Here is a 24,438-nt window from a genome sequence, read left to right on the forward strand (position 1 = left end):
CGCCATTTGCCGAGCGATGCTGCAGTGCGATAAACCCAGTATTGGTGCGGGTTTCGGGGGCGAATGCGCAATGGTACTGATGGCGCTGATAGATTTCGCTGATGGCGTGGGTCTGCGGCAAGCTGCACAATAGGCAGATAAGAAAACCTGGAGTGAGCAATGGAAATCTACCAACTGCGCACCTTTGTGACGGTGGCGCAGCAGGGCCACCTGACCCAGGCGGCGGAGATACTGCATCTGAGCCAGCCGGCGGTAACCGCCCAGATCAAGGCGCTGGAAGAGGAAACCGGCATCAGCCTGTTCGAGCGCAGTTCGGCCGGGGTGCAGCTGACCGAGGCCGGCAAGCTGCTGCTGCCGGAGGCAGAGCGGATACTGGCCGGCAGCCGCGAAATGCTGAACAAGGCCCGCGCGCTCAAGGGGCAGCTCAGCGGCAAGCTGCGGCTGGGTACCATACTTAGCCCGGAGCTGTTGCGGCTGGGGCCCATGCTGGCCTTGCTGAAGCAGCGCTATCCGCTGGTGCAGCTGAGCACCTTGCAGGGCATATCCGGCTCCATACTCAACGAAGTACGCAAGAAGGAGCTGGATGCCGGTTTCTTTATCGGCAAGAACCCCTACCAGACGGTGCATACCCTGACGCTGGAGGAGCTACCTTATGTGGTGGCAGCGCCTGCTGCCTGGCGCGAAACCCTGCAGGGTTGCGACTGGCGTACGCTTGGCCGACAGCCCTGGGTGGGCGCTACCCAGTTCTCCAGCCTGTCCAAGCTGCATGCCGATATCTGGCGTGAACACAATATTGCCCCCAAGAAGGTCTACGACGTGGACCAGGAGCAGGCCATGCTGGTGTGCGTAGAGGCCGGGCTGGGCCTGTGCATGCTGCGGCGCGATGTGGCCGAGGCGGCAGAGCAGGAGGGGCGTTTGTGGATATGGGGCGACGCCGAGGTCACCGTGCCGCTGTCCTTTATCTACCCCGCCGAAATGGCCGACGATGTGCTGGTGCGGCTACTGCTGGAGATACTGCGGGATGTTTGGCCGGAGCGTGGTTTGTAACCGGGAGTGCGGCGCCGCTCCGGTATCATCGCCGGCATCGCATGCCTGAGGGCATACGCCTGACCAACCTGATGGACATACATAGCCTATGAAATCTGCCCTATTGATCATCGACGTCCAGCGCGGTTTGTTCGATCCCTTGCCGCATCCCTATGAGGCGGATGCCGTGGTGGATCGCATCAATCAGCTGTCTGCCCGTGCGCGCGAGGCGGGCATGCCGGTGGTGATGGTGCAGCATGAACGCCTGGGCAGCGCGCTGGCGCATGGCTCGGAGGGCTGGCAGTTGCAGGAAGATCTGCTGGCGATGACTGGCGATATCGTAGTGCGCAAGACCACGCCCGATGCCTTCCTGCGCACCCCGTTGGCCGAGTTGCTGGTGCAGCATGGTGTGTCGCGATTGGTGATCTGTGGCTATGCCACGGAGTTCTGTGTGGATACCACCACCCGCCGTGCGGCGGCACTGGGCTTTCCGGTGGTGCTGGCGGCGGATGCCCACACCACCCATGACAAGGCCCACGCCACGGCCTTGCAGATAAGAACCCACCACAATGCCACGCTGCCCGATATCACCAGTTTCGGGCCGGAGATTGTGGCACTGCCTACGGCGGAGATTGCCTTTCAGTAGTGCCTGCTGCGGCGCTTCATGCGTCCTGGCTGGCTGCTATCCAGTCGGCCATGGCGCCCAGGACGGCATCGGTCTCGCCCAGCGCCTCGGTGACGCTGATTTGCAGGTGGGGGTGTTGCTCGCGCAGTGCGGCCACCAGCAAGGGCAGATCCCGTCGCAGGTGTGCGCCGCGGGCCATAAAGGCCGGTACGATGGTCATGCTGGCTATATTCTCGGCTACCAGGCTGGCCACGCAATCGGCTAGATTGGGTGTCATCAGCTCCAGAAACGCCAGCCGCACCAGATGATCCGGGCGGCGTGCCGCCACCAGGGCGGCCAGTTTCTCGAAGGGTGCTGCCCACAAGGGGTCGCGGGCACCGTGGGCGAACAGGATGATGGCGTGTTGGGTCATGGTTGCCATGATGGCGGCTTGCGTGACAAAACAAAACCCCCGCACGAGGCGGGGGCTTGCGAGTATGCATCACCAGCGCTCAAGTGTCGGCTGACTTGAGCGGAAACCGTGCTTACTTGAGCTTGGTTTCTTTGTAGGCAACATGCTTGCGGGCGACGGGATCAAACTTCTTGATCTCCATCTTTTCCGGCATGGTGCGCTTGTTCTTGGTGGTGGTGTAAAAGTGACCCGTGCCTGCGGTCGATTCCAGCTTGATCTTTTCACGCATGATTCATCTCTCCCGGATTACAGTTCGCCACGGGCGCGAAGGTCAGCCAGCACCACATCGATGCCCAGCTTGTCGATGTTGCGCAGGCCGGCGTTGGAAACACGCAGGCGCACCCAACGGTTTTCGCTTTCTACCCAGAACTTGCGATATTGCAGGTTAGGCAGGAAACGACGCTTGGTTTTGTTGTTGGCGTGGGAAACATTGTTCCCGACCATCGGACGCTTGCCGGTGATCTTGCATACTCGAGCCATTTTGGACTCCCGACTGATTTACTGAAAAATGTTCTTCGACTGGCTTGTGGCGAGGCTGATAGCTCGTCGCGACAGGCGGCGGTCACGCAAAAGAGGCCGAACTATAGCCACTTTGTATGTCGGTGTCAATTTCGCTTTTGCATTCAGTGCTTAAGGCGGGACAGATGGGGTGTGGCGGCAGTTCGGACAGTGCTGCGCAGGGTATGGCTACGGACGCGATCGGCGCCATAGGGCCGTGCTACGGCCTTGCCGGTGTGGGCGCAGGCAGCACTTGAGGGCGGCTGCCGGGGCGGCCCGCCAGTGTCTGATTTGTGCACTGGCGGGCGAGCCGGCAGCTATTTGAACTGCTGGACCTGCTTCTTGTACTCGGCGGATTCACGCACGGCGGCGACGGTATCCCACACCTGGGTGGCAAAGGCGGGGTACTTGGCCACAAAGGGCTTGGACAGCATCAGAAAGTAGGGCTTCACCACCAGGGGTGGGCTGACCTTCTCCAGCTTGGCGGCCAGCTCAGGCTTGCTGGCAATGCTGATATCGCCCTCCAGGGTCTGCAGCGCCACTCCGGCTACGCGGCCGTTAACCAGCTTCTGCAGGTTGTCGTCGGCACTGCGGGTACCATCGTCCACCCGCACACCCAGGCCCTTGAGTTGGTCGACGATGGAAAATCCGGCCTGCGCGCCGATGGCGGCGCCGTCGGCATTCTTGATGGCCTTGCCGTCCCACTCCAGCTTGCCACCCTTGAGCCGGTAGAGACTGTAGCTGTCATCCAGCATGCGCTTGCTGCTGTCGGGTTTGTCGCCTGTCATCGGATAGTGGCCTATGTCCATGCGGTCGGCCTTGAAGCTGATCTTGAACAAGCCATCCATGGTGCCGGCCTTGACCTCTTCCATGCAGCGTTTCCAGGGCAGTGTCTTGATCTCGATCTTGGTGCCCAGCTGTTTTTCTACCTGGCGCATCATGATCATATTGAGCCCTGGCCTATCCTTCAGCAGCCAGGGGTAGGATTCTTCATTTTCGGTACAGATATTGATGCTGGCAGGTTTGTCGGCGGCTTGGGCCATGCCGACAGGCAGCAGGGCGGCCAGCAGGAGGCCGGTCAGCAAGCGGTGGGGGCGTTGGTACACGATGTTGCTCCTGTTCTAGGTTGGTATTCCTGGTTCCGGCGCGTTATCAAGGGGCTGTCTACAAACCGGCGTTGCCCGTCAGGCGGTGTGGTCATCTGCCCGCCTGGCGAGGAAACTGACGCAGCTGTACGCCCCTGCTTGTCACATGGGTGTCGTATGAGTTTAGGCAGCATGGGCAGAAATGCCATCTCGTCTGGCTATGCTGCGCCAGCATGCTAAAATCCGCGCCCCTTCAAGGACTTGCCCCTTCATGCTGCACAAGCTCAATTCCCCGCAACAAGCCGCTGTACGGCATCTGGACGGCCCTTTGCTGGTGCTGGCCGGTGCGGGTTCGGGCAAGACCCGGGTGATTACCCAGAAGATCGCCTACATGATCGAGCAGGCGGGCTACGATGCCCGCAATATCGCCGCCATCACTTTTACCAACAAGGCGGCGCGCGAGATGCAGGAGCGGGTGGGGCATTTGATGGATGCCAGCCGGCTAAAGGGGCTAACGGTATCGACCTTTCACTCGCTGGGTTTGCAGCTGGTGCGGATGGAACATGCGGCGTTGGGTTACAAGCCGCGCTTTTCCATACTCGATAGCGCCGATGCGATGAAGATCGTGTCCGATATCCTGGCGACCACCGATAAGGACGAAATACGCGGCGCAGTCAGCACCATCTCACGCCTGAAGAATGACTTTGTCAGCCCGGACATGGCGCTGACCTCGGCCCAGAGCGATGGCGAGCTGCGCATCGCCCGCGTCTATCGCGCTTACCAGGACACCCTGTTTGCCTATCAGGCGGTGGACTTCGACGACCTGATACGACTGCCCGTGGAGCTGTTTGATCGTGAGCCCGAGATACTGACCAAATGGCAGCTGAAGCTGCGTTACCTGCTGATAGACGAATACCAGGACACCAACGTCTGCCAGTATCGCTTGATCAAGCAGCTCACCGGCTTTCATGGCAAGTTCACTGCGGTGGGGGACGATGACCAGAGTATCTATGCCTGGCGCGGTGCCAATGTGGAGAACCTCAACCTGTTGAAAGAGGATTTTCCGCGGTTGGAGGTGATCAAGCTGGAGCAGAACTATCGTTCCACCAGCCGCATACTGAAGGCGGCCAACGCGGTGATCTCCAACAATCCCAAGCTGTTCGAGAAGCAGCTGTGGAGTGAGCTGGGCATAGGCGACCCCATCAGCGTGGTGGAGATGAAGGACGAGGAGCATGAGGCCGAGATGGTGGCCATGCGCCTGCTCGCCCACAAGTTCGAGAACCGTACCCAGTTCAGTGACTACGCCATCCTGTATCGTGGCAACCACCAGGCCCGGATACTGGAAAGCCAGTTGCGCAACCACAAGATTCCCTACCAGATTGCCGGTGGGCAGAGCTTCTTCGACAAGGCCGAGATCAAGGACGTGCTGTCCTACCTGCGGCTGATCGCCAACCAGAACGACGACCCCGCGTTTATCCGCGCCATCACCACACCCAAGCGCGGCATAGGCAATGTGACGCTGGAGAAGCTGGGCGGCCTGGCGGCCGAGCGCAAGATCAGCCTGTTCGAGGCGGTGTTCATGCCCAGCCTGGAGGGCCTGGTGCAGGCGGCGCAGTATGAAGCCCTGCAGACTTTCTGCGGCTTTATCAACCGTATCGCCGGCCGCGCCAACCGTGAGCCGGCCGGCGCCTTGTTGAAAGAGATACTGACGGCCATCGAGTTCGAGACCTGGCTGTATGAGACGGACGAGCCCCGGCCGGCCGAGACCAAGTGGAAGAACGTGCTGGAGCTGGTGGCCTGGTTCGACAAGCGGGCCGAGGAAAACGGCGACAGCCTGATCGACATGGCGCAGAAAATAGCCTTGATCACCCTGCTGGAGGGGCGTAGCGAGGAAGAGGTCGACGCCGTGCGGCTCTCCACCCTGCATGCCTCCAAGGGGCTGGAGTACGGCCATGTCTTTCTGGTGGGGTGCGAGGAAGGCATCCTGCCACACCAGCAGTCCATTGATGGCGGCATGGTGGAGGAGGAGCGGCGGCTGATGTATGTGGGCATTACCCGAGCGCAGCGCAGCCTTACCATTACCTATTGCGGCAAGCGCAAGCGGGCAGGGGAGTGGAGTATCGTCGAGCCCAGCCGCTTTCTGCTGGAGCTGCCGCAGGACGATATCCGCATCAGTGGCCGCCTGGCAGGGCAAAAGAATGTGGTGGTCAGCAAGCAGGAGGGCCGCGCCAAGCTCGCCAACCTGCTGGCCGGCCTGGATGGCAAGTCAGCTAACTGAGTATCTGCGGTTACAATTCGATTACCCAACGAAACAATAGGCGGCATCACCGCCACCCTCTGGAGTACCGCTATGAGCTGGTCCGTTGCGCAAAGTCGCGCTGTCTATGGCATCCGTCACTGGGGTGCTGGTTATTTCGACATCAACGAAGCCGGCCACGTGCTGGTTCGGCCCCATGGCGCCGGTGGCCATGCGCTGGACCTGCACACCCTGGTGGGGCAGCTGGAAAAGACCGGCCTGGACCTGCCGCTGATCGTTCGTTTCCCCGATATTCTGCAAGACCGCGTGCGCGACCTGTGCGGTGCCTTTGACGAGAACATCGCCAAGCTGGCTTACAAGGGTCGCTATACCGCCATGTATCCGATCAAGGTCAACCAGCAGGAGGCGGTGGTCAAGTCCATCATCGCCACCGCTGATGCGGCCATCGGCCTGGAAGCCGGCTCCAAGCCTGAGCTGATGGCTGTGCTGGCGCTGGCGCCGCGTGGCGCCACCATCGTCTGCAATGGCTACAAGGATAGGGAGTTCATCCGCCTGGCCCTGATGGGCCAGAAGCTGGGCCATCGCGTATTTATCGTGATCGAGAAGGAGTCCGAAGTGGGCTTCGTGATCGACGAGGCCCGCAGCCTGGGTGTGCAGCCCAATGTGGGCCTGCGCGTGCGCCTGTCCTCGCTGGCTTCCAGCAAGTGGGCCGATACCGGTGGCGAAAAAGCCAAGTTCGGCCTGTCGGCCGCTCAGCTGTTGACGGTGGTGGAGCGCTTCAGCGCCGCTGGCTTCAAGGACAGCCTGCGGCTGCTGCACTTCCACATGGGCAGCCAGATTGCCAACCTGGCCGACTACCAGGCCGGTTTCAAGGAAGCCATACGTTATTACGGCGAACTGCGGGCCCTGGGGCTGCCGGTTGAGGTGGTCGATGTGGGCGGCGGCCTGGGGGTGGACTATGACGGCACCCATAGCCGCAATCCCAGCTCCATCAATTACGACATGGATGACTACGCCGGTACGGTGGTCGCCATGCTCAAGGAATTCTGCGACGACAACGATCTGCCGCATCCGCACATCTTCTCGGAGAGCGGCCGCGCCATGACGGCGCACCATGCCGTGCTGGTGATGCAGGTGACCGATGTGGAGCGCCACCACGACGAGAACCCGCAGGTGGACGATATTGCCACCCTGCCCGAAGTCATACGCTGGCTGTTTGAGCTGTTGGGCCAGACTGAGCTGGAGATGGCGACCGAGACCTATTATCGCGCCACCCACTATATGAGCGAAGTATCGGCCAAGTTTGCCGAAGGCAAGCTGACCCTGGCCGAGAAGGCCCTGGCCGAGCAGGCCTACTTTGCCATCTGCCGCCGTCTGCAGGGCCAGTTGCTGGCAGGCCAGCGCTCGCACCGCCAAGTGTTTGACGAGCTCAACGACAAGCTGGCCGACAAGTACATCTGCAATTTCTCGGTGTTCCAGTCGCTGCCCGATACCTGGGCGATAGACCAGGTACTGCCCATCCTGCCTTTGCACAGACTGGATGAAACGCCTACCCGGCGCGCTGTACTGCAGGACCTGACCTGTGATTCCGACGGCAAGATCAAACAGTATGTTGATGGCCAGAGCATAGAGAACAATCTGGCCGTGCATGTGCTCAAGCCGGGCGAGGACTATCTGTTGGGGGTGTTCCTGGTGGGTGCCTACCAGGAAATACTGGGCGATATGCACAACCTGTTTGGCGATACTGATTCGGTCAATGTCTATATGGATGCCGACGGCACCGTACGGCATGACGGTATTGAGACCCACGACACCATAGAAGACATGTTGCGCTATGTGCACCTGGAGCCGGCTGAACTGATGACCCACTACCGTGACAAGGTGGCGGGTGCGACAGGGCTGACCGAAACCGAGCGGACCGCCTATCTGGATGCCCTGCGCCTGGGCTTGACCCGCTCGGCCTATCTGGCAGCGTAGGGCGCCTTTCTGCACTGGCAGGCAGTTGGAGTGCGGCCACCTGCTAATCCGGCACCCGGGGAACCCGGGTGCTTAACCTGCCTGGCACTCTCAAGCAGCGGCGCTCCCTTGATTGATTCCCACCCCTAGCCCCGCCCGCAGGCGGGGAACCTCGCTACGCTCGAGGTGACGTGCTGGCACGTCAGGCACGCGCAACAGCTGGGGTAGGTGCTGCTGGCGGCTGCTTATCCATTGCCTATAGTGTGGGTATGGACAAGCCCTCGCCTCAGCGTTGGTCCTATCCAGCGCGCTGCATCAACCACGGCCTGGCCGTGGGTAACCTGCTGCTGGCGCTGGTCTGGCTGGCGGCAGGGGGCTTGGGATTGGCCGATTTTATCCGCCTGTTGATGGGTTTGGCGGTGGTGCTGTTGTTGGCCTATTCCCGTTGGCCCATCGTGCCCGACGACGACGACATGAACGTTGCTCCCGCCGTGGTGGTATGGGCCAACGAGGCCTTGTGCTGCGGCCACATGTGCTACTGGGGCCTGCTGCTGGCGTTGTCGCAGCCCACGTTGCAGCTGGCGGCGGCCCTGCTGGGTTTTCTGTTGATTCCTCCTATCGCCATTTTCTATCTGGGCGGCCTGAGCCTGATGGAATACGACCGCCGTCGCTGGCGGTGACGGCGCGGCCTGGATGGGTTTCCCAACCTCGCTACGGGGTCTTGCAACCCAACGTAGAAATCCCGTCTGCACCGATCTTGAGTCACCGATGTGCATGGCCTGTTCAGACAGGCGCCTGTTGCTGCAGCGCACTGTATCGGGTGTGAAGCCTGCGGCTCGACTAGGCTATGCCGTCCTCATGTGCGGAGCCTGTCATGCTTAACCCAGAAGCCTTGTTTTCTTTTGCCTTGCTGGCCTTGATGATGGCGCTGACACCCGGCCCTAATATGGCCTATATGGTGTCGCGTTCGCTCTGCCAGGGGCGGCGGGCTGGCTATGTCTCGCTGGCCGGCGTGGTGCTGGGCTTCCTGATCTACATGCTGAGTGCTGCCCTAGGCCTAAGCGCCCTGCTGCTGGCGGTGCCGCTGGCCTATGATCTGTTGCGTTGGGGCGGCGCGGCCTATCTGGCCTACCTGGCGTGGCAGGCCATCCGACCTGGTGGACACAGTCCCTTCGAAATCAGGACCTTGCCGGCTGAGAGTGACCGCCGGCTGTTCCTGACGGGTTTGTTCACCAATCTGCTCAATCCCAAGATCGCCATCTTCTATGTCTCCATGCTGCCGCAATTTATCGACCCGCAAGGGGCTTCGGTGCTGGGTCAGAGTGTGCTGCTGGGTTGCGTGCAGATAGCAGTGAGCATGAGCGTACACCTGACACTGATCAGCCTGGCGGGCAGGGTGGCGGCCTTGCTGCAACACCGGCCCGGCTTTGTGCGCCTTCAGCGATGGCTGATGGCGACGGTACTGGGTGGTATGGCTTTGCACCTGGCTGCAGATAGCCGTCGATAGCGCACCGCGTACGTTACTTTTTGCATTTCCTCGCACCTGGCCGGCGTCTCTGCTAGAAAGAGCCATGACCGGAATGTGCCTTGACCTGCGATGACGTGGGCGAGTGACCGGCGCCAGGATGAGGAAACCCCCTTGTATACGCCCAGTCGTGCCCACGAAGTATTCAGTGTCGTCTACCGCCACCTGCCCCTGTACGAGGTGCGTGCACAATGGGACAAGCGGCCGACCCAGGGTTTGATGGCAGCCTGGTGTCTGTCCTTGCTAGCCTGTGTGGGGCTGGGCATTGCCTCCATCGTCTATCAGTGGTCCGGTCTGCCCCTGCATTTTGGTGGGGTGGATGTCTATCTCACGGCCTACCCGCCGTTGACCATCTGCGCCTTCTGGGTGCTGTGGTTTGGCTTCTGGTGGGGTGCCATACCGGCCTATGTTTCTACCTTGGTACTGGCCGTTTATTCCGGCATGCCCTTGGGTTGGTCCGTGCTGTTTGCATTTTCCGATCCGCTGGCGCTGGCGGTATTTACCGTGGTCTATCGGGCCGTGCCCATCTCCTATGACTTGCGCTCGCTCAACTCCATCATGCTGTTTGCGCTGCTGGCCTTTGTGTCCGGCATCCTGGGCGCCAGCGGCTCCTTTGTCTGGACCCATACCAACACCATAGGCATGCACGATGCCTTCACCAACTGGCAGGGCTGGTGGCTGGGGGGCTTTGTGCAGTTGTTGCTGACCGTGGCACCGGTGCTGGCCCTGGTTAGCCCGGCGGTGGTGCGTTGGCGTGACAGGCATTTCACTACGGTGGCCGATGGCAACCATGACCAGCAACGGGTGTTGATGGCGGCGGGCATCCTGGTAGCAGGGGTGTTGAGCTTTTTGTTGCTGTCCTTTGTACTGGCACGACAATCCAGCCTGCCCAACGCAGGTATGAGCGAGGTGGAGGCCTTGCGGCACGCGGCACGGCTGACCAACGAGGCGGCCTCGGCGGTCTACTGGGTACTGGCCATTCTGCTGTTGTCCATGTCCTTCCTGGGCTATCGCTTTTTTGTGTACTGGACCAGCACGCTGGAGCTGGCGCTGCAGGAGGCCGAGCAAGCCAGTTTGGCCAAGTCGGATTTCCTGGCACGGATGAGCCACGAGATACGTACCCCCATGAATGCCATTGTGGGTATGACGCGCCTGGCCCTGCGCACAGAGCTGACCCCCCGCCAGGTTGACTACCTGGAAAAGATACGGGCTTCGTCCGATGCCTTGCTGGGCATCATTAACGACATTCTGGACTTCTCCAAGGTGGAGGCCGGCAAGCTGCAATTGGAGCATGTACGCTTCAGCCTGGAGGAGGTGCTGGACAGTGTCTGCTCCATGGTGCAACACCGCGCTGAGGCCAAGGGGGTGGATCTGCATATCATGGTCAGCCAGGACGTGCCGGGTGCATTGCAGGGCGACCCCCTGCGCTTGGGGCAGATACTGACCAACCTGGTGAGTAATGCGGTCAAATTCACGGATCAGGGCGAGGTCAGGGTCGGTATCCATCTGGTGCTGCTGGATGGCGCGACGGCGCGGCTGCAATTCGACGTGCGCGACACCGGTATCGGGCTCAATGCCGAGCAGATCAACCGTTTGTTTGATGCCTTTACCCAGGCCGATGAATCGATTACCCGACAGTACGGTGGTACCGGGCTGGGGTTGGCCATCTGCAAGCAGCTGGTGGAGGCCATGGGAGGGCAGTTGTGGGTGGACAGCCTGCCTGGCAAGGGCAGTTGCTTCAGTTTCAGCCTGGATTTGCAGGTAGCCGAGCCGCTGGCGGCAGCCGAGCCGCGCAACCCGCCCTCGGCAACACCGGTGGAAGCCACTGCGCTGCAAGGGGCCCATGTGCTGCTAGTGGAAGACAACCCCATCAATCGCGAGATTGCCGAGGCCTATCTGCACGATGCCGGGGTCAGGGTGACGGTGGCCGAGAATGGGCAGCAGGGGGTGGACCTGGCTTCGGCCCAGGTTTTTGATGCCGTGCTGATGGACGTACAGATGCCCATCATGGATGGCCTCAGTGCCGCCCGGCGTTTGCGCGAAGTGGCGAGGTTGGCCCAACTGCCCATCATTGCCATGACGGCGCATGCACTGTCAGGCGATCGTGAGCGTTGTATCGCCGCCGGCATGAACGACTACCTGACCAAGCCGCTGGACCATGATCTCCTGTGTGCCATGCTGGCCCGTTGGATGGGGCGAGCGCCGCAGCCTTTGCCGTCCGGCCCTGCCGAGGCAGACAATGTGCTGCCTTTGCCGGTGTTCCCTGGCATAGACCTGGCGGTGGGCTTGCGTCGGCTGAATAACCGGCGCGAGCGCTATTTCTCCATCCTCGGCAATTTCCGGCGCAATCATGCGGCCACGGCCCAGGGCATCATGCAGGCAGCTCAGGCCGGCGACCATGAGGAAGTCCATCGCATTGCCCACACACTGAAGTCGGTTGCCGACTATATGGGCGCGTCCGAACTGACTCAGCGTGCATTGGCACTGGAACTGGCCAGTGCCGAGCCTGAGCACGAATACAGCGAGGCGCTGCGGGATTTCGTAGTGGCATTGCAGGCGTTGATGCAGGCGCTGGACAGCGTTTTACCCACCGCAACTAACCCCCCCATAGAGGAGACGGTATGAGCTGGAAAACAGGGATGATGGTCGTCGCCGGCATGCTGCTTGTGCAGGCCGCCCACGCCAAGGATGTGAAGGTAGACCTGGGGAGCAAGGAGCGGGTCATCCGCTTGTTTGCCTACCCCAACAACTGCAATGTGATCTGCTATCGCAACTGGACCTTGCAGCAGACGGTGGAGCATTACCTGGGGCAGAGCCTGCAGCGTGATGGCTACACCGATGCCAAGGTCAAGGCCACCATCAGCAAGGGTCGCGTGCACGCGACCTTCCGTGGCGTGCCACAAGGCTACGACAAGCCCCTGAAAGCGCTCCTGAAGACTGGCGACCTGGCCTATACCGGCGCCAGCAAAGCCAATGCCGATGGTAAATGGGCCTACAACTGGTATTTCTTCCTGCCTCTGGGCATGGCGTTGGAGAACCGCAAGAGCGTGGAGTTGTTGCACTTTCCGCCGGATTATTCACTGACACGCGCGCAGGATTACCTGGAGTCGGCCACTACCGATCGCTGGGCCAGCCTACTGGAAACCAATGGCGTGGCCAAGAATGCCACGCCGGGCTATCAGACTATCATCGACATTGCTCCCATCGCCGCGCCAGCCAGTGCCGGCAGTACGCTGGAGAACATCTACGGCTATTTCACCGACTATCAAGCCGGCATGGTGGCGCAACTAACGGCGCCGGGCAGCGCCGGTGGCCCCAGCAAGCCCATGGTGGCCTTTGGTGGGCCGGTGCGGGACTGGATCAAATCGCAGTACGGCGTGAGCCTCAGTGTGTTGGGGCTGGGCAGCATTACTGCGGCGCCGGGCCAGAGTGTGTCGGTACTGGGCTCCAACCACCCCAGCTACATCTGGTATGCGGCAGATCCGGCCAACTATGGCGGCGACCAGGCCAAGGCTGATGCCATGGGGCTGAAGGTGATGGGGCAAGACATTACCGCCGCCTGCTGGCAGGCAACCATGGGCGGGCAGCCGACCAGCGACCCGACGGCCACGCTCAATACCTGTACCCATAAGTGGCAGGTGACCGACAAGGTACAGACCTGCGAGTTGTTCTATACCTCCATCCGCAACCTGACACCGCAGCAGGCTCAGGCCAAGTGCCAGGCCTGATGGGCTAACCCGGCCAGCATCAGCACAACGGCCGCGATGCGGCCGTTGTGCTGGGTGGGCTGCCTGCAAGCTGATCTGGTCGGCCTTAGAGCCTGTTCAACGTCTTTTCGCCTCGCGCCGGACGTGGCGAAAAGGCTTTGAACAGGCTATTACATCAATGCTTTGCGCCCAGTGCCCGTGCGAGGCTCAGGCGGGCAGTGGTGGCCTGCTGGTCTTCCTGGTGCTCCAGCCAACCACCCAGGTGGGGCGCCAGGATACGGGCCAGGGCAATGATCCAATCAGGTTCGGCGTTGAGCGCCGGGATGTAGCGGTACTGGCCGCCACCTGCGGTCAGGAAGGTCTCCTTGCCCTCCATGGCGATTTCTTCCAGGGTTTCCAGGCAGTCGGCCACAAAACCAGGGCAGATCACATCGAGCTTGCCGGTCTTGCGCGTGCCGAGTTGCTGCAGTACCTCGCTGGTATAGGGCTTGAGCCATTCAGTGCGGCCGAAGCGCGACTGGAAGGCGACGGTGTACTGATCCTTGTTCAGACCAAGCCGCTCAGCCAGCAGGCGGCCTGTCTTATGGCACTGGCAATGGTAGGGGTCGCCTTTATCCAGGCTGAAGCGAGGAATGCCGTGGAAGCTCATCACCAGGTGATCGCCACGACCCTGCTGGGCCCAGTGGCTCTGTACCCGTCGCGCCAGCGTGTCAATATAGGCCGGGCTGTCGTGGAACTGCTTGACGATGCGCAGCTCGGGCGGGTTGCGCAAGGCCTTGATGGCGTCGGCCAGCGCGTCCATGGCGCTGCCGCTGCTGGAGGCGGCGTACTGGGGGTAGAGCGGAACGGCCAGTACCCGATCACAGCCAGCGGCCTTCAGTGCCATCAGCTTGTCGGCCACACTGGGCTGGCCATAGCGCATGGCCCATTCCACTACCACCTGTTGCCCTGCGTCGCCCATATAGCCTTGCAGCAGCTTGGCCTGTTGGCGTGTGTAGATCGCCAGGGGAGAGCCGTCACGTGTCCAGATGCTGGCATATTTGGCGGCCGATTGTTTGGGTCGGGTATTGAGAATGATGCCGTTGAGGATGAACCACCAGGCCAGCCTGGGTATCTCCACCACCCGTGGGTCGGACAGGAACTGCTTGAGGTAGGGCCGCACCGCAGCAGCAGTTGGGGCCGCCGGCGTACCCAGGTTGATCAGCAGTATGCCGAGGCGACGGGGCTGGTCATGGCGGAATTCGGGTTCAGTCAGATAGGGCATGGTTTTGTCGCGTATTTGTCCAAGACGGGATCGCTGGTCACCATGATAGCGCCAAGCGCTGCAGTCGGGGCGGGCGAGTATGGCATCTGGTTCTTACCTGAGCTCCCCGGTTCCCCGCTGGCGGACGGTGTGGCTAGTTCAAAGGAGAGCCGCGGCTGCAGTTGCTGCAATAGTCAGCACCTGGGTTACCCGGGCGCTTGAGTTGGTCGCGTCGTGCCTACGCTGGCTGTAAGTCCAAAATAGGCTCTTAGTCTATAAAGTGGACATGCCCAAACTAGCCTTCACCCCGCATCTGCGCCGCCATGCACCGCCCGCTGCCTTGACGGTGTCGGCAGACACGCCGCGTGCCGCGCTGGAATTGATATTCAGGGAGTATCCGCAGCTACGTGGCTATGTGCTGGATGAGCAAGGTAGCTTGCGCAAGCATGTGGCCCTGTTTATCGATGGCGAGCTGCGTCGCGACGCGCTGGACAGCACCGTGGCGGATGACGCTGAAATCTATGTAATGCAAGCCCTCTCGGGAGGATGAGATGCAGGACACGCTCTTGATAGGCAGCCGCAAAGGCCTGCTGGTTTACCGCAGGGGGACGGACGGCTGGCAGTTGCTGGGCCAGCATTTTCTGGGTACGGCAGTGTCGGCGGTGCTGGCCACGGGCGGGCGCTGGTATGCGGCGCTGCAGGATGGCCACTTCGGCCCCAAGCTGCATGCCAGTGATGATGGCGGCGCCAACTGGACCGAGCTGGAAATGCCGGCCTTTGCTACGGGGATGGAAGGCGCGCCTGTGCTGGAGTTGATCTGGACGCTAGTGGCTGGCCTGGACGGTACGCTATGGGCAGGTGGCATACCGGCGGGCCTGTTCCGTTCTACCGATGCTGGGCGTAGCTGGAGCTTGGTGGAAAGCCTGTGGCAGCGACCCGAGCGGGCCAAATGGTTTGGCGGTGGGTATGACCACCCCGGCATCCATTCCATCCTGGTTGACCCGCGTGACCCGGACTGGCTGGTGGTGGGCATCTCCTGCGGTGGTGTCTTGCGTAGCCGCGATGCTGGGCGCAGTTGGGAAAACGCCAGTACCGGCTTATGGGCGGCTTATATGCCGCCCGAATCCAAGGAAGACCCCGATATACAGGACACCCACAGACTGGCGCAGTGCCGCGCGGTGCCCCAAACGGTCTGGTGCCAGCATCACAACGGCCAGTTTGTCACGCAGGATGATCTGGGCAAGTGGGAGGAAATATGGCCTGCCGAGCCGCTGTCCAATTTCGGCTTTGCCGTGGCGGCCCACCCGCTTGATCCACACACTGCCTGGTTTGTTCCGGCGGCGGCTGATGACCGTCGGATACCGCTGGAAGGCGACTTCTATGTGCTGCGTACCCGCGATGGCGGTCGTCACTTTGACAGGCTTAATCTGGGTTTGCCAGCTGCACCGGCTTTCCATCTGGTTTATCGGCATGGTTTGGCGGTGGACGATCAGGGCCTGCGGCTGGCCATGGCATCCACCACCGGTTCGCTATGGCTGAGTGAGGATGCGGGCGAGAGCTGGCTGAGGCTGTCGGCCGAGCTGCCGCCTATAGCCTGTGTGAGTTTTGCTTGAGAGCCTGCATGTAGTGTTCAAACAATGCAGGGTGCAAACGTGCCGCGCAGGGCCCCCGGGTGTTGGCCCTTTGAGGTAACTCAGGCCGCGGTGCCACCTTGATTGACTCCCACCCCTGCACTCGCCCGCAACCGATCTGGGAGGGACTGATGCTCAGGCGACTACCTTACCCGGTTGCCGCGGAAGCAGCCTAGGGTATAGGGGTACTCCCAGGTGGCATGGTAGTGATACAGGCTGCGCTGCTGGCCGTCCCAGTCCAGCGTGTGGGTGTGACCGTGGCACTCGTCCAGGTCGGCATTGGTGAGTAGTTTGCCGCCCTCGCCATAGCGGCCATAGATGCCGAAGCCGTCATAGGCATAGCCGACCAGCGGCGAGTGCTCGGAGGGTTCTGACTTCTCGGCAATGCAGGTGCTGATGTTGTGATAGTGGTAGCTGCCGTTGCGTTCGGGATGGCCTTGGCAACGATCCTGCACCTCGTGTGCCACTGCATCGCGGTTCTCGCCGTCGAGTCCATTGAAGATCACCACGCCGCTGGTAAGGATGCCGATGGCGCCCCCAGGCAGGCAACTGCTGCTTGCTGCCAACTGAGGTAGGGCCGGCAGGGTCAGGCTGACGGTTTGGCCCCTGATGCTGTTGGGGTTGCGGTCATACTGGTAGGCCGGATCACTACTGGCAATGGGATAGCTGCCCGTGGTGTGGCCGGGTAGGCCATTGCCGCTGAGGATACGACTGCTGCCACTGACGACGGCGCTGAAACTGCCGCTCCAGGGTACCGAGCCGATGACCGACAGCTTGGCGGTCAGGTCATAGGTGCCATCGCCGCGTATCCACGGGCCTGCCTGGCTGGCGCCGCCCCCACCGCCAGTGGTCGTGCAGGCCCAGATGCTGCCTCGGGTAGGGCTGCTGCTGATCTTGCCGTCGCCCATGGGCAAGCGGGTGACATCGACCGCGGCGGATAGTCCGGCCGAGCCGGCCGGCGTGACCGTGTGTACTTTGCGCAAGTGACCGGGGGTGTTGTTAAAGGCGGCTACGCTGCTGCCATAGCCCAGGTACACCTCCAGGCCTGGCAGGCTGGTTAGATCCAGGCCTTGGTTGATATCGATGGCATTGACGGGGCCGAGTGTGAGGCTGGGTACCGCTACCGGGTAGCTGCCTTCGAAAGCCTGCCAGCCGCCGCTTGCATTACGCAGAAACCACTGTCCACCATAGAGCGCGCCCAGCCAGACCTGGGTGGTGCTGCCTATCTCCGCCTCGTCCGGCACGATGATGGCGCTCAGATAGGTGTCTGAGACCTGATTGGTATCAATATTGTGGGCCTGGACGGTCAGTCCGGCGCTGACCAGACAAACCAGCAGGCGGGGCAGGTGTGCGAGCGGCATAGCGGCGTCCTCCATGATGTAGTCCCAGACTCTAAGCACCAAATGTGGGGCAACTATGGAGAGCAGGCACAGCTCGAACTAGGGTCACAGGGAAGGTCAGGCGACCTGCCTACGTGCCCTGACCAGCAGGAACAGAAAGAAGGGGGCGCCCACCACGCTGAGTACCGCGCCTATGGGCAGTTCGGACGGTACCACCACGGTACGGGCCAGCCAGTCGGCGACCAGCAGGCAGGCTGCACCCAGCAGTGCTGAGCCAGGCAGCAGGTGGCGGTGACTCGGGCCCAGCAGCAGCCGCGCCAGATGGGGGGCGATAAGGCCGACGAAGCCCAGGGCGCCGCAGACCGAGACCGTCAGCGCGACGGTCAGCGCACTCAGCGTCACCAGGCGACGGCGCAGGCCGGTCAGCTCATAGCCTAAGTGCCAGGCTTCACGCTCGCCCAGCAGCAAGGCATCCAGCGCGCGATATTCGCGCCACATCAGCGCCAGGCAGATGCCCAGCACCGGCAGCAGCCAGGCCAGCTGCATCCAGCCGGCACCCGCCAGGCTGCCCAGCGCCCACAGGGTGCTGCCGCGTAATGCTGTCTCATCGGCCAGATAGGTCAGCAGTGACAGGCCGCCGCCGGCCAGTGCATTGATGGCGACCCCGGCCAGCAGCAGACGGCCGGCATCCTGCCCCCGGCCAATGGCCCAGGCCAGCCAGGTGGCCATCAGGCTACCGGCAAAGGCGGCGGGGGCAACGGCCATGCCCGGCAGCATGACACGCGCCAGGGTGGCGGCCAGGGCCGCGCCGCTGGAGGCACCAATCAGGCCGGGCTCAGCCAGGGGATTGCGAAACACCGCTTGCAGCACGCAGCCTGCCACGGCGAGGGACGCGCCCACTGCCAGCGCCAGGAGGATGCGTGGCAGCCGGACATCCAGCAGTACGCTCTGCCAAGTTTGCCGCAGGTCGTCGCTGGCGCGGCTCCACAACAGGGCGGGAATCTCGCTCACCGGGATGTCGATGGCGCCGCTGCCGGCAGCCAGCAGGGCCAGCAATACCAGCGCCAGCGCGCCCAGGGCCAGGGCCTTGGGTGCGCGCCGGGAGGGAAGGGGGAGGTAGGACATGGGGCGATGTTACCTGCCCGGCCCAATAACCGTCATGCCGGCTATGCATCAGGCTGCTGCCCGACACTGGCGATTGCAGATTTGCCCGTATAATCGGCACCTTCCGCAACGCAGACAGATTCGCATCATGGAACTCGCCAAGAGCTTCGAACCCGGTGACATTGAGCGCCGCTGGTACCAAACCTGGGAACAGGCCGGCTATTTCAAGCCGAGCATGGACACATCGGTCCCGTCCTTCAGCATCCAGCTGCCGCCGCCCAATATCACCGGCACGCTGCACATGGGCCATGCTTTCAACCAGACCATCATGGATGGCCTGACCCGCTACTACCGCATGCAAGGCCACAACACCCTGTGGCTGCCGGGTACCGACCACGCCGGCATTGCCACCCAGATTGTGGTGGAGCGCCAGTTGGCCGAACAGAAAGTCAACCGCCACGACCTGGGCCGCGAAGCCTTTGTCGGCAAGATATGGGAGTGGAAGGAGAAATCCGGCGGCACCATTACCAGCCAGATGCGCCGCATGGGCTGCTCGGTGGATTGGTCGCGTGAATACTTCACCATGGATGGTGCGCGCTCCGAAACCGTGACCGAGGTGTTTGTCCGCCTGTTCGAGCAGGGCTTGATCTATCGCGGCAAGCGGCTGGTGAACTGGGATCCGGTGCTGGGTACCTCGGTGTCGGATCTGGAAGTCGAGAACACCGAAGAAGACGGCCATCTGTGGCATATCCGCTACCCGCTGGTGGACGGCAGCGGCCACCTGACCGTGGCGACCACCCGGCCTGAAACCATGCTGGGTGACGTAGCCCTGATGGTGCACCCGGAGGATGAGCGCTATACCGCCCTGGTGGGCAAGCGGGTGCGCCTGCCCCTGTGCGATCGTGACATCCCGGTGATTGCCGACGAATACGTGGACAAGGAGTTCGGTACCGGCGTGGTGAAGGTGACCCCGGCACACGACCCCAATGACTATCAGGTCGGCAAGCGTCACGGCTTCCCCTTGATCAATGTGATGTCGCTGACCGCCCATATCCTGGATGAGGCGCAGCTGTTCGGCTTTGATGGCAGCGTGCAGGGCAGCATCCCGCTGCCGGCCGGCTATGCCGGCAAGGAGCGCTATGTGGCCCGCAAGGCCATCGTGGCCGACCTGGAGACCCAGGGTTTGCTGGAATCAGTGAAGCCGCACAAGCTGATGGTGCCCCGTGGCGACCGTACCGGTTCGGTGCTGGAGCCCATGCTGACCGACCAGTGGTTCATGGCCATGACACGGGTGGGTGAGGGTGATCCGACCGGCAAGAGCATTGCCGAGAAGTCGATCGAGGCGGTGGAAAGCGGCCAGGTCCGGTTTATCCCCGAGAACTGGGTCAATACCTACAACCAGTGGATGAAGAATATCCAGGACTGGTGCATCAGCCGCCAGCTGTGGTGGGGGCATCAGATCCCTGCCTGGTATGACGAGCAAGGCAATGTCTATGTGGCCCGCAACGAGGCGGATGCCGTCCGTCAGGCCGGTGGCAAGGTGCTGCGCCGCGACGATGATGTGCTCGACACCTGGTTCAGCTCGGCCCTGGTGCCGTTCAGCACCCTGGGCTGGACCGGCGACGCCGAGCAGGATGCCGCCAACCCGGCCCTGAATGCCTTTGTACCGTCCGGTGTACTGGTGACCGGCTATGAAATCATCTTCTTCTGGGTTGCCCGGATGATCATGATGAGTACCCATTTCATGGGCCGCGTACCGTTCAAGGATGTCTACATCCACGGCATCGTGCGTGACCATGAAGGCAAGAAGATGTCGAAGTCGGAAGGCAACGTCATCGACCCGGTCGACCTGATAGACGGCATTGCTTTGCCTGAGCTGGTGGGCAAGCGCACCACCGGCCTGCGCCGGCCTGAGAAGGCCCCGCAGATTGCCAAGGCCACCGAGAAGCTGTTCCCCGAGGGCATACCGGCCTACGGTACCGACGCATTGCGTTTCACCATGGCCAGCTATGCCACCCTGGGCCGCAATGTGAACTTCGATTTCAAGCGTGCCGAAGGCTACCGCAACTTCTGCAACAAGCTGTGGAACGCCACCCGCTTTGTGCTGATGAACGTGGAAGGCCAGGATACCGGCCAGGATGAAAGCCTGCCGCTGAGTTACAGCTTCATCGACAAGTGGATCATCGGCGAGCTGCAGAAGACCGAAATGGCGGTGAAAGAGGCGCTGGATACCTATCGTTTCGACCTGGCTGCGCAGGCCATCTATGAGTTTGTCTGGAATGCCTATTGTGACTGGTATCTGGAACTGGCCAAGGTGCAGATACAGCAAGGTGATGAGGCACAGCAGCGCGCCACGCGCCGCACTCTGGTCCGGGTATTGGAAGTGGCCTTGCGGTTGGCTCACCCCATCATCCCCTTCATTACCGAAGAGCTGTGGCAGACCGTAGCACCGTTTGCCAATGCGAAGAAGACCGAGTCGCTGATGCTGGCGGCCTGGCCACTGGCGCAGGTCGAGAAGATAGACGAGCAGGCCAACAGTCGTATGGCCCAGTTCCAGGCCTTGACCATGGCGGCCCGTACCCTGCGCAGCGAGATGAGCCTGTCGCCGTCGCAACGGGTGCCCTTGTTCCTGGAAGGGACTGCGGCCGAGCTGGCCGAGTTCGGTCCTTACCTGACCTTGCTGTGTCGCCTCAGCGAGGTGCAGGTGGTGGCGCAGTTGCCGGCCGACGATGCACCGGTACAGGTAGTCGGCGGCACCCGCCTGATGCTCAAGGTCGAGATAGACCGCGAGGCCGAAAGGGCGCGTTTGAGCAAGGAAGTGGCGCGGCTGGATGGTGAAATTGCCAAGGCCAATGCCAAGCTGGCCAACCCGGCCTTTGCCGACAAGGCACCGGCAGCCGTGGTGGAGCAGGAGCGCAAGCGCTTGGCCGACTTCAGCGAAACGGTAGAGAAAATGCGGGCCCAGCTGCAAAAGCTGGCCTGAGTTTGACCCTGTAGCGGGAAGCGCGCCCTTAGTGGCGCGCTTTTTTTATGGCAAGCTAGGCTTTACCCGGCGCATAGCCGGGACTGTGGTAGCTGCAAATACGATTCAATCACCTGTCGGAAGCGCCGCCACCAAGGCGCCGCGCGGACGCAAACAAGCTGTTTTCAGCGCTTCCCTAACAAGACCGGATGCGCATCGGCCATGGGCCAAGGTGCGCAGAACAGGCTCTGGAGTAAATGTCATGACGATATCCATGCAACAACTGGCCGACCGCATGGGCGGTGTCAGCCAGCGCAGTTATGAAACCCGTACCGAGGACGAGCGTGACTACGCCCGTATCGTCCATTCCGCCGCATTTCGCCGCCTGCAGGGCAAGACCCAGACGCTGGGTGTGGCAGAAAGCGACTTTCCCCGCACCCGGCTGACCCATTCGCTGGAAGTGGCACGCATAGGCAGTGGCATAGTCCAGGCCTTGCGCCGCCGGCTGGCTGGGCATGGCCCGGCATTGGGCCTGGGTGAGGCCCAGCGGGCCGATGTGGCCGCGCTCCTGCCCAGCGACCAGCAGATTCAGTGTATCTGCCTGGCGCATGATATCGGCCACCCGCCGTTTGGCCATGGTGGCGAGATGGCGCTGAATTTCCATATGCGCGAGCATGGTGGCTTTGAGGGCAATGGGCAGACCCTGCGCATACTTGGGCGGCTGGAAAGCTACAGCCAGCAGCACGGCATGAACCTGACCCGCCGTAGCCTGCTGGGGGTGCTCAAGTACCCAGCACCCTATAGCAAGGTGGTGAATCAGCAGCCCTTGAACCCGGGCGTGGCCCTGACCGAGCTGCGGGCCGGCCTACTGAAACCGCCCAAATGCTACCTCGACAGCGAGGCCGATATCGTGGCGTGGTTGCTGGCACCCTTTGCCGGCGATGACCGCGAGCGGCTGCAGGCCATCGTCGCTGGCGCTGAGGGGGAGCATGCCAAGCCCTGCCACAAGGGTTTCGATACCGCATTGATGGAGCTGGCGGACGATATCTCCTATGGCGTGCATGACCTGGAGGATGCCACCTCGCTGGATCTGGTGCGGCCGCAGGACTGGGCGGCCAGCATGGCCAGGGCCGACAATCTACCGGCCTGGTTTGACCAGGACAGGCTGGGCAAGCTGTTCTTTGGCGAGCCTTATCAGCGCAAGGAGGCCATAGGCGAGATCGTCCATCGCTTGATCCTGTCCATCGTGCTGGTGGAGGATGAGGCCTTCCAGCATCCGATGTTGCGCTGGCAAGCCAGCCTGCCGCCGGCTGAGCGCTGTCTGCTGCGCAGTCTGCATGGCATGGTGGTCAGCCGTGTTATTGGCTTGCCGGGCACCCAGATGCTGGAGTTCAAGGGCCAGCGCATCGTCGGTGACCTGTTTTCTGTCTACGCCAGCGACCCCATGCGCTTCCTGCCCGAGACGGCCCGCCACCAGCATGCCGAAGCGCTTGATGCCGAGGCGGCCATCCGGGTGGTGTGCGATCACGTCGCCAGCCTGACCGACGAGCAGGCGGCGCGGCAGTTCCAGAAGCTGTTCATGCCCAAGATGGGGTCGGTGTTCGATGTGATGTGAGGGCCTGGCATCAGCGCGCAAGCAGTACTGTGTGTTGGACGCCGCGCTGGTCACCCTGAAACCAGGGGGCTGACCATGTCGTGGGTCTCAAGCCGCGACGGTAGCTTGATGTGGCACTATCCCTGGCTTTTTTCCCGCACCCACAGCTTGCATGGGTACTTGTTTTACAAAGTGAGTGTTGATGTCGTTCAAAAAAATCCATTTGCCCCTGGCTGGGCTGGTCAGCGCGGAGACCCTTTCGCTGCTGGGTAATCAAGTGGCAGCGGTGGCCATTCCCTTGCTGGTGCTGCAGCAAACCGGCTCCGCCTTGATGACGGGCTTGGCGGGTGCGGTGGCGGTGCTGCCCATCCTGCTGGCGGCCCTGGTGGGGGGCCGCGCCATAGACCGGTTCGGGCCGTGGCGCATCAGTTTGCTGGCCGATGTGCTGAGCGGTGTATCGGTGCTGGCCCTGCCGCTGGCGTTTGCCTGGCATGGCCAGCTGCCTTTGGCCTGGATACTGCTACTGGTATTCGTGGGGGCCTTGTTCGACCCCAGTGGTTCGGCCGCCCGCCAGATCCTGGTGCCCAGCCTTGCGCGGTTGGCGCGGCAGCCGTTGGAGCGGGTCAATGCCTTGCGGGGCGGTTTGGAGAATGGCGCTGATTTCGCTGGCCCCATGCTGGCTGTCGGTCTGGTTGGGTTGCTGGGGGCGGCCGGCGCGCTGTATGTCAATGCGGCCAGCTTTCTGCTGTGCGCCTTGCTGGTGGCCTTGCTGGTGCCGCGCAAGCCGGTACGGGCACGGCGCGAGCAGGATGAATCGGCCTTGGCCGGTGTGCGTTTTATCTTGCGCCACCCCAGGCTGCTCCCCCTGGCCTTGCTGAGCATGATGGGCAACTTCGTGCTCTCGCCCTTTCTGGGCTTGCTGCTGCCCTTGCTGGCCGTACAGGTACACCACAACACCACCCTGCTGGGGCTGTGCCTGTCGGCCTTTGGCATCTGTGCCACGCTGGGGGCGCTGGCCTTTGCGCGCCTGAGCCGCTATTTCAGCCGCAGTGCCATCTTCTATGGCGGGCAGCTATGCACGGCGCTGGCCATTGTGTTGTGCGGCCTGGCCCAGGCGCCAGCGGGTTTGCTGGCCGCTTCAGCGTTGGCCGGCCTGCTGTTGGGGGCCGGCAACCCCCTGCAGCAGACCCTGCTGCAAGAAGAAACCCCCAAGGCGCTGGCAGGCCAAGTCTTTACAGGCATGGGCGCCATCAGCTTTGGTGCCGGCCCGTTAGGCCTGCTGTTGCTGGGTGTGGCGGCACAGTACTTGGGTGCCGGCACGGCCACCTTGCTGGCGGGCGGCGCTTTGCTGATCAGTGCGCTGCTGGGCTGGCTGCTGGCGCCGTTGCATGGCCGCAGCCCAGCTGCTGTCATGCCGCAACAAGGATAGTGAGG

General features: G+C 62.1%; 20 protein-coding genes. 13 read left to right on the forward strand and 7 right to left on the reverse strand.

Annotated elements, in window-relative coordinates; genetic code table 11:
• Positions 1-159: 159 nt before the first annotated feature.
• Both QQK16_RS19630 and QQK16_RS19635 read left to right on the forward strand, forming a co-directional pair.
• Entirely contained in the window at positions 160-1,047 is an 888-nt protein-coding gene (locus QQK16_RS19630; protein WP_284198192.1) for a LysR family transcriptional regulator, read from the forward strand.
• A gap of 88 nt (positions 1,048-1,135) precedes the next feature.
• Complete coding sequence (locus QQK16_RS19635) at positions 1,136-1,672, forward strand: cysteine hydrolase family protein (RefSeq protein WP_284198193.1); 537 nt, start codon at positions 1,136-1,138, stop codon at positions 1,670-1,672.
• 16 nt (positions 1,673-1,688) lie between these two features.
• On the opposite strand, the gene QQK16_RS19640 is transcribed toward QQK16_RS19635, so the two are convergent.
• From QQK16_RS19640 to QQK16_RS19655, 4 genes are all read right to left on the reverse strand, one after another.
• Positions 1,689-2,063 carry a sirohydrochlorin chelatase gene (locus QQK16_RS19640; protein WP_284198194.1) on the reverse strand — a complete coding sequence of 125 codons (375 nt, stop codon included), beginning with the start codon at positions 2,061-2,063 and terminating at the stop codon, positions 1,689-1,691.
• A 112-nt stretch (positions 2,064-2,175) separates the two neighbouring features.
• Positions 2,176-2,331, reverse strand: a complete 156-nt coding sequence (gene rpmG, locus QQK16_RS19645; protein ID WP_072427662.1) for a 50S ribosomal protein L33 — start codon at positions 2,329-2,331, stop codon at positions 2,176-2,178.
• A 17-nt stretch (positions 2,332-2,348) separates the two neighbouring features.
• The gene (rpmB, locus tag QQK16_RS19650; protein WP_284198195.1) at positions 2,349-2,582 is read right to left on the reverse strand and encodes a 50S ribosomal protein L28; all 234 of its coding nucleotides are present in this window, start codon (positions 2,580-2,582) and stop codon (positions 2,349-2,351) included.
• A gap of 335 nt (positions 2,583-2,917) precedes the next feature.
• Entirely contained in the window at positions 2,918-3,706 is a 789-nt protein-coding gene (locus QQK16_RS19655; RefSeq protein WP_284198196.1) for a substrate-binding periplasmic protein, read from the reverse strand.
• A 250-nt stretch (positions 3,707-3,956) separates the two neighbouring features.
• On the opposite strand from QQK16_RS19655, the gene QQK16_RS19660 reads away from it, so the two are divergent.
• The 6 genes from QQK16_RS19660 to QQK16_RS19685 all read left to right on the forward strand — a co-directional run bounded on the left by QQK16_RS19660 (position 3,957) and on the right by QQK16_RS19685 (position 13,151).
• On the forward strand, positions 3,957-5,963 hold the full coding sequence (locus QQK16_RS19660; RefSeq protein WP_284198197.1) for a UvrD-helicase domain-containing protein: 2,007 nt from the start codon (positions 3,957-3,959) through the stop codon (positions 5,961-5,963).
• Between the two features lie 72 nt (positions 5,964-6,035).
• Complete coding sequence (gene speA, locus QQK16_RS19665) at positions 6,036-7,919, forward strand: arginine decarboxylase (RefSeq protein ID WP_284198198.1); 1,884 nt, start codon at positions 6,036-6,038, stop codon at positions 7,917-7,919.
• 248 nt (positions 7,920-8,167) lie between these two features.
• The gene (locus tag QQK16_RS19670; RefSeq protein WP_284198199.1) at positions 8,168-8,578 is read left to right on the forward strand and encodes a hypothetical protein; all 411 of its coding nucleotides are present in this window, start codon (positions 8,168-8,170) and stop codon (positions 8,576-8,578) included.
• Between the two features lie 194 nt (positions 8,579-8,772).
• Positions 8,773-9,405 carry a LysE family translocator gene (locus tag QQK16_RS19675; protein WP_284198200.1) on the forward strand — a complete coding sequence of 211 codons (633 nt, stop codon included), beginning with the start codon at positions 8,773-8,775 and terminating at the stop codon, positions 9,403-9,405.
• A gap of 132 nt (positions 9,406-9,537) precedes the next feature.
• Positions 9,538-12,048 (forward strand): hybrid sensor histidine kinase/response regulator, encoded by a 2,511-nt coding sequence (locus tag QQK16_RS19680; RefSeq protein ID WP_284198201.1) that lies wholly within the window; start codon positions 9,538-9,540, stop codon positions 12,046-12,048.
• Positions 12,045-13,151 carry a hypothetical protein gene (locus QQK16_RS19685; protein WP_284198202.1) on the forward strand — a complete coding sequence of 369 codons (1,107 nt, stop codon included), beginning with the start codon at positions 12,045-12,047 and terminating at the stop codon, positions 13,149-13,151. The genes QQK16_RS19680 and QQK16_RS19685 overlap by 4 nt, the downstream gene beginning before the upstream one ends.
• Before the next feature lie 154 nt (positions 13,152-13,305).
• Here the strand turns inward: QQK16_RS19685 and hemH are convergent, their stop codons facing one another.
• Positions 13,306-14,394 (reverse strand): ferrochelatase, encoded by a 1,089-nt coding sequence (gene hemH, locus QQK16_RS19690; protein WP_284198203.1) that lies wholly within the window; start codon positions 14,392-14,394, stop codon positions 13,306-13,308.
• A gap of 265 nt (positions 14,395-14,659) precedes the next feature.
• Between hemH and QQK16_RS19695 the strand changes: the two genes are divergently transcribed.
• Together QQK16_RS19695 and QQK16_RS19700 are read left to right on the forward strand one after the other, a co-directional pair.
• A complete protein-coding gene (locus tag QQK16_RS19695; RefSeq protein ID WP_284198204.1) occupies positions 14,660-14,923 on the forward strand; it encodes a MoaD/ThiS family protein in 264 nt (87 codons plus the stop codon).
• Between the two features lies 1 nt (position 14,924).
• The gene (locus QQK16_RS19700) at positions 14,925-15,986 is read left to right on the forward strand and encodes a WD40/YVTN/BNR-like repeat-containing protein (RefSeq protein WP_284198205.1); all 1,062 of its coding nucleotides are present in this window, start codon (positions 14,925-14,927) and stop codon (positions 15,984-15,986) included.
• Between the two features lie 161 nt (positions 15,987-16,147).
• On the opposite strand, the gene QQK16_RS19705 is transcribed toward QQK16_RS19700, so the two are convergent.
• Positions 16,148-17,365 carry a YHYH protein gene (locus QQK16_RS19705; RefSeq protein ID WP_284198206.1) on the reverse strand — a complete coding sequence of 406 codons (1,218 nt, stop codon included), beginning with the start codon at positions 17,363-17,365 and terminating at the stop codon, positions 16,148-16,150.
• Positions 17,366-17,461: 96 nt separating this feature from the next.
• Positions 17,462-18,469, reverse strand: coding sequence for a FecCD family ABC transporter permease (locus tag QQK16_RS19710; protein WP_284198207.1), 1,008 nt, complete (start codon positions 18,467-18,469; stop codon positions 17,462-17,464).
• Positions 18,470-18,596: 127 nt separating this feature from the next.
• Between QQK16_RS19710 and QQK16_RS19715 the strand changes: the two genes are divergently transcribed.
• The 3 genes from QQK16_RS19715 to QQK16_RS19725 all read left to right on the forward strand — a co-directional run bounded on the left by QQK16_RS19715 (position 18,597) and on the right by QQK16_RS19725 (position 24,433).
• The gene (locus tag QQK16_RS19715) at positions 18,597-21,431 is read left to right on the forward strand and encodes a valine--tRNA ligase (protein WP_284198208.1); all 2,835 of its coding nucleotides are present in this window, start codon (positions 18,597-18,599) and stop codon (positions 21,429-21,431) included.
• Positions 21,432-21,672: 241 nt separating this feature from the next.
• Positions 21,673-23,025 carry an anti-phage deoxyguanosine triphosphatase gene (locus tag QQK16_RS19720; protein ID WP_284198209.1) on the forward strand — a complete coding sequence of 451 codons (1,353 nt, stop codon included), beginning with the start codon at positions 21,673-21,675 and terminating at the stop codon, positions 23,023-23,025.
• Between the two features lie 181 nt (positions 23,026-23,206).
• On the forward strand, positions 23,207-24,433 hold the full coding sequence (locus QQK16_RS19725; protein ID WP_284198210.1) for an MFS transporter: 1,227 nt from the start codon (positions 23,207-23,209) through the stop codon (positions 24,431-24,433).
• Positions 24,434-24,438: the final 5 nt, after the last annotated feature.

Source organism: Chitinimonas prasina, assembly GCF_030160395.1.
GTDB classification, from domain to species: Bacteria; Pseudomonadota; Gammaproteobacteria; order Burkholderiales; family Chitinimonadaceae; genus Chitinimonas; species Chitinimonas prasina.